Consider the following 9,037-nt stretch of genomic DNA (forward strand, 5'->3'; position numbering starts at 1 on the left):
GATTCTGACAGCGACAGTGATTCTGACAGCGACAGTGATTCTGACAGCGACAGTGATTCAGACTCCGACAGTGACTCAGATAGCGACAGCGATTCTGACAGCGACAGTGATTCTGACAGCGACAGCGATTCCGATTCCGACAGTGATTCTGACAGCGACAGTGACTCAGATAGCGACAGCGATTCTGACAGCGACAGTGATTCTGACAGCGATAGTGATTCGGATTCCGACAGTGACTCTGACAGCGACAGTGATTCGGATTCCGACAGTGACTCTGACAGCGACAGTGACTCAGATAGCGACAGCGATTCCGATTCCGACAGCGATTCAGATAGCGACAGCGATTCTGACAGCGACAGTGACTCAGATAGCGACAGCGATTCGGATAGCGGCAGTGACTCAGATAGCGACAGTGATTCTGACAGCGACAGTGATTCGGACTCCGACAGCGATTCGGACTCCGACAGTGACTCCGACTCCGACAGTGATTCTGACAGCGACAGTGACTCAGATAGCGACAGCGATTCGGATAGCGGCAGTGACTCAGATAGCGACAGTGATTCTGACAGCGACAGTGATTCGGACTCCGACAGCGATTCGGACTCCGACAGTGACTCGGACAGCGACAGCGATTCTGACAGCGACAGTGATTCGGATAGCGATTCTGATTCGGACAGCGACAGCGATTCCGATTCCGACAGTGACTCGGACAGCGACAGCGATTCTGACAGCGACAGTGATTCGGATAGCGATTCTGATTCCGATGGCGGCTCCGATTCCGATGGCTCCGATAGCGACTCTGACAGTGATTCGGACTCTGACAGTGATTCGGATAGCGATTCTGATTCAAATGGCGGCTCCGATTCCGATGGCTCCGATAGCGACTCTGATAGTGATTCGGATAGCGATTCTGACTCAAATGGTGGCTCCGATTCGGATAGTGATTCCGATGACAACTCTAATAGCGACTCGGACTCAGATGATGGTTTGACTAACGGTGGTGCAGGCGACTCTGGTAATAGTGGTTCTGGTAGCAATGGCAGTGGATCAGGTTCAAATGGTTCATCAGCAACCAGCACTTCCACTGGCACAACGAATGGTGGCAACGGTGCGACTGGTACGGTCACTAACTTAGCGGCAACGCCAGCAGCAAATATAGCACAACCAGTCGACTTGAGAACTGCAAACGTTGCGACGAACGGGAATGTTCAGAGTGATAGTTCTACCGATGATAAGAGTGCTAACAAGCCAGCTACTGATAAGAGTGCAACTGATAAGAGTGCGGCTGACAAGGGAACGACTAGTAAGAGCGCAGATGGTGCGTTAATCTCCAACCCGGCAACTAGAGATAACAATTCGAAGACACTCTGGGGTGCTATCGTTGCAGCCATTGCGGCAGCAACAGGTGGATCATGGTGGTTCTTAGGTGGTAAACGTAACAAGAAAGACGATGACTAGTAGGTCATTGGTTAGCTAGTAGATTCATTTGAAATGAGTTTCAGGTAATACTGCGGTCACTACGGGTCGAACCGTAGTGACTCATACGTCAGAACTTGGCGGGTAAATTAAAAGAGTTGCGGCTAGAAGGAGGGAACCTTTATGATTTTAACGACTGTGTTTGCCACTAAAACCGTGCAGTTCTTTCTACGGATGTCCATCTACGTTGTTCTCGGAATCGTAGTTCTCTGTGTACGGGCTTACAATCGTCACAAAACACACGACCGTTTGAAGAAACGTACAGAATATATGATGAAACATACGAAGAAAAATAAAGATGGTAAGTATCCTTGGGAAGAAGGCGAACCTGTAGTCAAACGGGAACGTTGGTAACTAAAAAACTGTCGGCCTAGATTATGTTGATCTCGGTCGGCAGTTTTTTGGTTAGTTAAAATAATGTTAGTATCTTCATAAGTATCTAGTGTATAGACAGTCACCTAGATTTTATCGTGCTACTATGAGCATGAGTTAGGGGACTTTGCGACGACGGGAAATCAGGAACTACTGGCACACAGTGCGTGGACTTAGACGGTAGGTCCACGTGTCAGATCTTCTGGTTTAATGGTGAATCAATTTTTAGAGGGTAACTTCCAAAATAAGTTCACTGGGAGTTCGCAAAAAAAGGTCTAGCGGTACGCCAATCCTACCGCTAGATCTTTTGTCGTCTTTAGAAGTCTAAAACGTGTGGGCCATAGAAAATATTTGTGCCAAGCTGGTCACTTAAAGCTATGGCTTCTTTCGCAGAGACGTTTGCCGGAATTAGAGTTAACCCGTCAGCATCTGCTAAACGTTTGGAAGCTGTCCAATCTGTGACACGGTCTTTGCCAGCTGTACCTGCACTTAAAATATGTTCGAAACCTTGATCAGCGAGCCAGTCGAGTGCTACACCGCGGTCTTGGGGACGAATTGAATCAAAGTCCAAACTGAAGGTCATAATCATACCGCCGGCGGCTGCAATTAGAGGACTAAGTGCCTCTTGATCAAGCTGATGCTGGGTGGTTAGAGCACCAAAAATGACACCATCGACACCCAATTGTTGGGCCTCTAACAGATCGGCCTCCATCATTTTAATTTCAACGTCATTATAGGGCGTGTTACCCCCTCGTGGTGCAATGATGAGGTCTAACATTATCTGGTGCTCATGAGCGTAACGGACGGCTTCACCCATAACCCCCTTACTAACGGTAGTGCCACCAACAGCGAGGTTGTCGGCTAAGGCAATTCGCTTCGCTCCAGCCGTAATGGCATTGGGTAATTCTGAATAATTTTCTAGTAACGGTTCGACTAATAGCAAAATCGTCATCCTTTCTCTGGCCGCGTTCAGCAAAGCGGCTAACAGTATGGTACAATATACGCACTATTTCTTAGGAGGGACCTCATTGAAGACAGATTATAAGGAGCATCGATCATGGTTTTGGAACTGGGTGGTCAACAACCGTTTAGTTTCTATCCTAACAATCACGCTCCTCATTTTACTCATTCTATTAGTGATAAGTAAAGTCCCGTGGCTCGCAACGCCATTTATCTTAGTGGGGCAGATTCTGGGATTGCCAGTTATCTTGGCTGGAGTGGGGTATTATTTACTCAATCCGTTAGTGGATCGACTTGAGCGGCACCATATTCGACGGAGCTGGTCGATCATTGGTCTCTTTATTGTTCTGGCACTGCTTATTGCGTGGGGCATCATCAGCCTGATTCCGATGGTGCAACGGCAAACGACCACGTTGATTACGGAGTGGCCACAGTATTGGCACCAAATTACACAGACTAGTATGCAGTGGCTACAAGATGACCGGTTAAATGGGGTCCGAGATCAGCTGAATCAATTCAACCAGCAACTGTCCAAAAGCTCTTCTACAGCCATCTCAGGATTGGCGAAGAGTACTTTTTCTTCTGTTGGAGGAATCGTAAGTCGAGTCGTCTCAATTGTGGTAGCAGTTGTCACGGCACCATTCATTCTATTCTATCTGTTGCGTGACGGTCATCGGTTACCAGACTATTTGTCTCGGGTACTACCCGTTAAGCACCGTCAATCGGCAGTTAACCTACTGACAGAAATGAACCGCCAAGTGAGCAACTATGTACGTGGCCAGTTGATTGTTGCTTTTATCGTTGCGGTCTTGTTCTATCTGGGATTCCTGATTGCTGGCCTGCGGTTCGCATTGCTACTGGGGATCGTTGCTGGTGTCTTGAATCTAGTACCATACTTGGGGTCATTCTTGGCTATGATTCCAGCGGTGGTGGTCGCGGCGTTCATTTCACCGTGGATGCTGGTCAAGGTCCTAATCGTCTTTATTGTTGAGCAAACACTGGAAGGCCGATTGATTTCACCATTGGTCTTGGGCAGTTCACTCAAGATCCATCCGTTAACAATTATCTTTATCCTGCTGATTTCGGGAAAAGCTTTTGGTGTTCTTGGGGTCATCTTAGGAATTCCAGGATACGCAGTGATTCGAGTCGTCACAACCGAAATCTTTCACTGGTATCAAAAATTCAATGGTGGTTATGAGAAACAAGGAGAAAATATAAATGAAGAAAATTGATCAGGCGGCGGCCTTTTTAGCGCGAAATACGGAACTCTTCCGGTGTCCGGTTTGCTTGAGTCCATACGCAGAAGTTGACGGCCACAGTCTGGTCTGTCCCAATGGACATAACGTGGATTTATCTAAGAAGGGTACCCTGTATTTTATGCAACGCGCGGTGGCGAGCGAATATGACAGCGCCATGTTAGCTGCACGACGACGGATGCTCCAAGCGGGCTTATTTGCTGGTATTACGGATACGTTTGCGGCGAAACTTCCGACAACACCACAGACCATCTTGGATGTGGGTTGTGGTGAAGGGACGCCACTCCATGATGTATTGGCTCAGCGTCAAGGGCAGGACGCAGCGGTCGGTTTTGACCTTTCTAAGCCCGGCATCAATCTGGCAACGCAATTAGACGGTGGGGCCTTCTTTTGTGTCGCTGACTTGGCGCAAATGCCATTTGCTGATCGTCAATTTACAGCGATTTTGGATCTTTTTTCGCCTTCAGCATATAAGGAGTTCAATCGGGTCTTGGCGCCTGGTGGTCAGTTGTTGAAGGTTATTCCCAATGCGGATTACCTGATTGAACTGCGACAGGCTATTTTTCCAGCTGGGAGTGCGCATGCAACCTATGATAATGGTAATGTGCTTAGTTTGTTCAAAGAACATTATCCGACAGCGACGGCTGAAAGAATCCGCTATCAGGTCCCAGTCACACCAGAGCTTTTCCCAGATTTGATGCTGATGACGCCAATGCACTGGGGCGCTAACGCGGAACGTTTGGCAGAAGTTAAGGCCAACCCATTCCCTAAAATCACGGTGGATGTTACCCTCCTAATTGCTCAACAGCCTTAAGTAAAACGTTTGAAGAATTTGTGAAAAAAGCTTGCAGAGCTGACAGCGAGATGTTATATTAAGCCATGAGAAATCGTTTGACAGTCAACATCAGTGAATAACTGTTGGTGGCTGGCAAGTAGCACTTCACTAGAGTAGATCCTCGCCGTGCCCACACCGAGGACCTGCTTTTTTTCTGTCCAAAATTTGACTACTGGACGAGTTAGTTAGCCGTTGTAGTCAGCAAGCTCCGGTGATATTCTCCGGGCGAGAACCCTTGTCAAAGTCCGGGTGGAATGGCTATAATAATGGAACAGAACGAATGTTTGATAACAGAACGGAGAAGAGAATCTATGACGAATCACATTGCCTTATTTGAACCGCTATTTCCAGCTAATACGGGAAATATTGCCCGTACTTGTGCCGGAACGGATACAATTTTAGATCTCATCAAGCCATTAGGATTTTCAGTTGATGACGCCCATTTAAAGCGTGCGGGTCTGGACTACTGGGACAAGGTAGATGTCCGTTACCATGAGAACCTACCTGCCTTTCTGGAATCCATTTCGGATCCAACGCAACTTTACTTAGTGTCGAAATTTGCTGATCAAGACTACACTGAGCCTGATTATAGTGTGAACGAGAATGACCATTATTTCCTATTTGGGAAGGAAACGACGGGGCTGCCTGAACCCTTCATGCGCAAGCACACGGAAAAGTGTATTCGGATCCCACAAGATGACACGCATATTCGGGCACTCAACCTATCCAACAGTGCTGCTATTGTCATTTATGAGGTCTTGCGGCAACAGCAATTTCCTAAGCTGGAACGGGTGCATCGTTACCCACACGATAAGCTTAAATAGAAGGCCAGCTGAAATTGGCATAGTGTGTGGCCGTCAGCAGGCGACCGGATGCGGCAAGGGAATCGTTGTAATTAGGGTTAAATGGAACCAGGATTTAAGAAGTATCAATGTGATAGGTAATTTATTATGAAAGGAGGCAGTCGGTTGGCTACCAAGAGAAAAACAACACGGCGTCCAACGAAACGGAAACCAACCAAACGCCGCCGAAAAAGCACACAACCGTTTTCTTATACCAGTAATGTCATTGGGTTTGTTTTAATCGCCCTTGCTGCACTGGGGATTTTTAATCTAGGATTATTGGGAACGCTCTGTGCAAATTTAGTTCGATTGGTCATTGGGGATACTTATCAATTTGGACTCGTCATCGTCGGAGCGCTGGGAGTTGCTCTAGCACTCACGGGGACCTGGCCCCATATTGCACGACACTACTTAGTAGGAAGTGGCCTGGGTTATGCGGGCTGGCTTCTGTGGATCACGGCGAATCATTTTGTGGATGTGAACCAACACAGTCAGTTTTTGACAACTATTTGGCACGCGGGGCTCGCCGATCTTTGGACCGGGGGTCTGACATCACAGCTCGGCGGTGGGGCAATTGGTGCCTTAGAACTGAGCATCGTGGCCTGGTTGATTGCCTTGATTGGCGCTCAGATTGCGGCGTGGTTGATCATGGTCACCGGGGTCATCGTTTTCTTCCAGATTCCACTGGCTGATATTGAACGGTGGCTAATGACGATTGGGCGGACCCTGGGTCACGGGGTTCAGGCTAGCGGAGATGCCCTGAAACGTGGCGGCGAGTTAGCTAAAGAGAAACATACACAGCACACACAACGACGACCGAAGACGGTCACACCACTTGATCCGGACGATAAAGAGTTGCCGGAGCCAAGAAGTGACGTGCAGCCAACGAGCGAAGAACCGAGCTACCACATTACAGTGGCAGCGAATGAAACGTCCAAGCCAACAACGAGCACGACGGCGGAACCAGCAACCGACGAGGCTGATTCAGCCGAATCGTTAGTTAGTACCACACCGGTTGACCCGAATTACCAATTACCAAAAGCGGAATTGTTAAAGCAGGTGCCGCCAACTGACCAAACGGCCGAAGTTAACGCAATCGATGCCAATACCAAGATTCTTAAGCAAACATTGGATAGTTTTGGGGTCGACGCGGAAGTCAAGAATGTTAGTTTGGGACCATCTGTGACCGAGTATGAACTTCATCCTGCAATTGGGGTCAAGGTTTCACGAATTGTGAATTTAGCAGATGACTTAGCACTGGCACTGGCCGCAAAGGGTATCCGAATTCAAGCACCAATTCCAGGGAAGTCTTTGATTGGTATCGAAGTGCCAAACAAGGAGGTCTCAACAGTCTCTTTCCGTGACGTGGTTGAAGCGCAACCGGCACATCCGAATAAACCACTGGAAGTGCCTCTGGGTCGCAATGTGACAGGACAAGTTGTCATGATGGATCTGACGAAGATGCCCCATCTTCTGATTGCTGGAGCGACTGGGAGCGGAAAGTCGGTGGCCATCAACGGAATCATTACTAGCATGTTGATGAACGCTCGACCAGACCAACTAAAATTGATGTTGATCGACCCGAAGAAGGTTGAGTTAAGTGTTTATAACGGGATTCCACACTTGCTGACACCGGTAGTCTCGGAGCCTAAGAAGGCTGCACGAGCTCTGCATAAGGTCGTTGCTGAAATGGAGCGGCGCTACGAGCTATTTTCGCAGTTCGGCCAACGTAAAATCTCTGGATACAATGCCTTTGTTCAAAAGGCTAACGCTGAAGATGGACAAGATCGACCAACACTGCCATACATCGTCGTTGTCGTTGACGAATTGGCTGACTTGATGATGACGGTCTCAAATGAAGTTGAAGATGCAATTATTCGCTTGGCACAAATGGGTCGGGCCGCTGGGGTGCACATGATTTTAGCCACCCAGCGGCCATCAGTTGATGTTATTACTGGATTGATCAAGGCTAACGTACCTTCAAGAATTGCGTTTGCGGTATCCAGTGGGATTGATTCTCGCACGATTTTGGATGCCAATGGGGCCGAAAAGTTGTTAGGTCGTGGTGATATGCTTTACCAGCCGGTAGATGCTAACTCGCCAGTTCGGGTTCAGGGCGCGTTTATCCCAGATGAGGATGTGTCTAACGTGGTCGACTTTATCAAACAACAACAACCGGCCGACTATGACGAAGATATGATGGTCACTGACGAGGAACTAAAGCAAGAGGAAGCCGGCGACAGTGATGACGACCTATTCGACGACGCATTGAAATTTGTCGTTGATCAACAAAAGGCTAGCACGTCACTCTTACAACGCCAGTTCCGTATTGGTTATAACCGGGCTGCGCGTATCATGGATGACTTGGAACAACGTGGCTATATTGGGCCTCAAGAGGGCAGTAAGCCCCGCCAAGTCTACAAGCAACCAGACGATGATGATGGACAGTCGACTTAATTGGTTGCACTGCACTTTTTCAGCTTACATCGTGGTCCGACCTGGGAGACACCCGAACTTGACAACTTTCAGGCGAGCCGGAATCCGTCCTTTGGCTGAAGGCGTTCCCCCACAGTAAGTGGGCGGGATTCCTGGCAGCCGGAGTGCGGCGAATACCATCAGCTTGGTGGTGACAGTTCTTACTGTCATAAGAGCAGTGTAAATGTTTTTAGCTTTCAATCTTCAGCGCGCAATCTTTAGTTAATGACTTAACAGACAGCTCCTCTCAATGCACATGAATCTTGGCCCCTTGGACAGGCTGCGGTATTCTGTGAACGTTGGGGGGAGATTTTTATGGAGTTAGGGACCTGGTCTGATTGGTTTGAGGCCGTTGGGGAATTGCTGGCAGTGGCGGTCGCGTTATTTTTGCCAGCGTTTCAGGAGCGCAAGCAAAAAAGACTCACACGGCGACGGGTGAGCCGTAATATTCGCAGCTTAACGACGGCACTCATGCATGAGAATCGTAAAGCTGATCAATGGCAAGAAACGTACCAGTCATTACAGACGTTATTACGATTATATGCGGCCTTGCTGACAGATGAGCAGGGGGAACCCATCATTGTTATTGGTGAACATCTACTGACTGTGTTAGCGCAACCAATGCCGGATACTGAGGAGATAACTGCTTCGTTAGCTGAGCTGGCTAACTGTTCGTAAGGTGAGCAACCAATAAAAAAGACACATCTTGAATTGTCACCAGACAATTCAAGATGTGTCTTTTTTTGGCTCTTTGTCAACCGGTGTTGATGGAGGGAATTTCAGAGGTTCAATTCATTTACGAATTGGGCCTCTTTTTTGTA

The 9,037-nt window shown here is 48.2% G+C and carries 9 protein-coding genes; 7 read left to right on the forward strand and 2 right to left on the reverse strand.

Annotated features, from left to right (window positions below; all coding sequences use genetic code 11):
• On the reverse strand, window positions 1–956 hold a 956-nt coding region (locus tag EKM89_RS14405; protein WP_404819987.1), incomplete at its 3' end, for a hypothetical protein.
• A 31-nt stretch (window positions 957–987) separates the two neighbouring features.
• On the opposite strand from EKM89_RS14405, the gene EKM89_RS14340 reads away from it, so the two are divergent.
• Complete coding sequence (locus tag EKM89_RS14340) at window positions 988–1,458, forward strand: hypothetical protein (RefSeq protein WP_263853929.1); 471 nt, start codon at window positions 988–990, stop codon at window positions 1,456–1,458.
• A 141-nt stretch (window positions 1,459–1,599) separates the two neighbouring features.
• The gene (locus EKM89_RS12995) at window positions 1,600–1,830 is read left to right on the forward strand and encodes a hypothetical protein (RefSeq protein ID WP_125689169.1); all 231 of its coding nucleotides are present in this window, start codon (window positions 1,600–1,602) and stop codon (window positions 1,828–1,830) included.
• A 334-nt stretch (window positions 1,831–2,164) separates the two neighbouring features.
• Here the strand turns inward: EKM89_RS12995 and EKM89_RS13000 are convergent, their stop codons facing one another.
• Window positions 2,165–2,800, reverse strand: a complete 636-nt coding sequence (locus EKM89_RS13000; RefSeq protein WP_225421891.1) for a copper homeostasis protein CutC — start codon at window positions 2,798–2,800, stop codon at window positions 2,165–2,167.
• Between the two features lie 76 nt (window positions 2,801–2,876).
• Between EKM89_RS13000 and EKM89_RS13005 the strand changes: the two genes are divergently transcribed.
• The 5 genes from EKM89_RS13005 (at window position 2,877) to EKM89_RS13025 (ending at window position 8,894) form a co-directional block, all read left to right on the forward strand.
• On the forward strand, window positions 2,877–4,040 hold the full coding sequence (locus EKM89_RS13005; RefSeq protein WP_125689173.1) for an AI-2E family transporter: 1,164 nt from the start codon (window positions 2,877–2,879) through the stop codon (window positions 4,038–4,040).
• Entirely contained in the window at window positions 4,027–4,878 is an 852-nt protein-coding gene (locus EKM89_RS13010) for a methyltransferase domain-containing protein (protein ID WP_125689175.1), read from the forward strand. Before EKM89_RS13005 ends, EKM89_RS13010 begins: the two co-directional genes overlap by 14 nt.
• 332 nt (window positions 4,879–5,210) lie before the next feature.
• On the forward strand, window positions 5,211–5,723 hold the full coding sequence (locus EKM89_RS13015) for a tRNA (cytidine(34)-2'-O)-methyltransferase (RefSeq protein WP_125689177.1): 513 nt from the start codon (window positions 5,211–5,213) through the stop codon (window positions 5,721–5,723).
• Between the two features lie 144 nt (window positions 5,724–5,867).
• The gene (locus EKM89_RS13020) at window positions 5,868–8,198 is read left to right on the forward strand and encodes a DNA translocase FtsK (RefSeq protein ID WP_125689179.1); all 2,331 of its coding nucleotides are present in this window, start codon (window positions 5,868–5,870) and stop codon (window positions 8,196–8,198) included.
• Between the two features lie 333 nt (window positions 8,199–8,531).
• Window positions 8,532–8,894: a hypothetical protein gene (locus EKM89_RS13025; protein ID WP_125689181.1), complete on the forward strand. Its 363-nt coding sequence runs from the start codon at window positions 8,532–8,534 to the stop codon at window positions 8,892–8,894.
• Window positions 8,895–9,037: the final 143 nt, after the last annotated feature.

The sequence above is a fragment of the Levilactobacillus fujinensis genome (genome assembly GCF_003946335.1).
Lineage (GTDB): Bacteria > Bacillota > Bacilli > Lactobacillales > Lactobacillaceae > Levilactobacillus > Levilactobacillus fujinensis.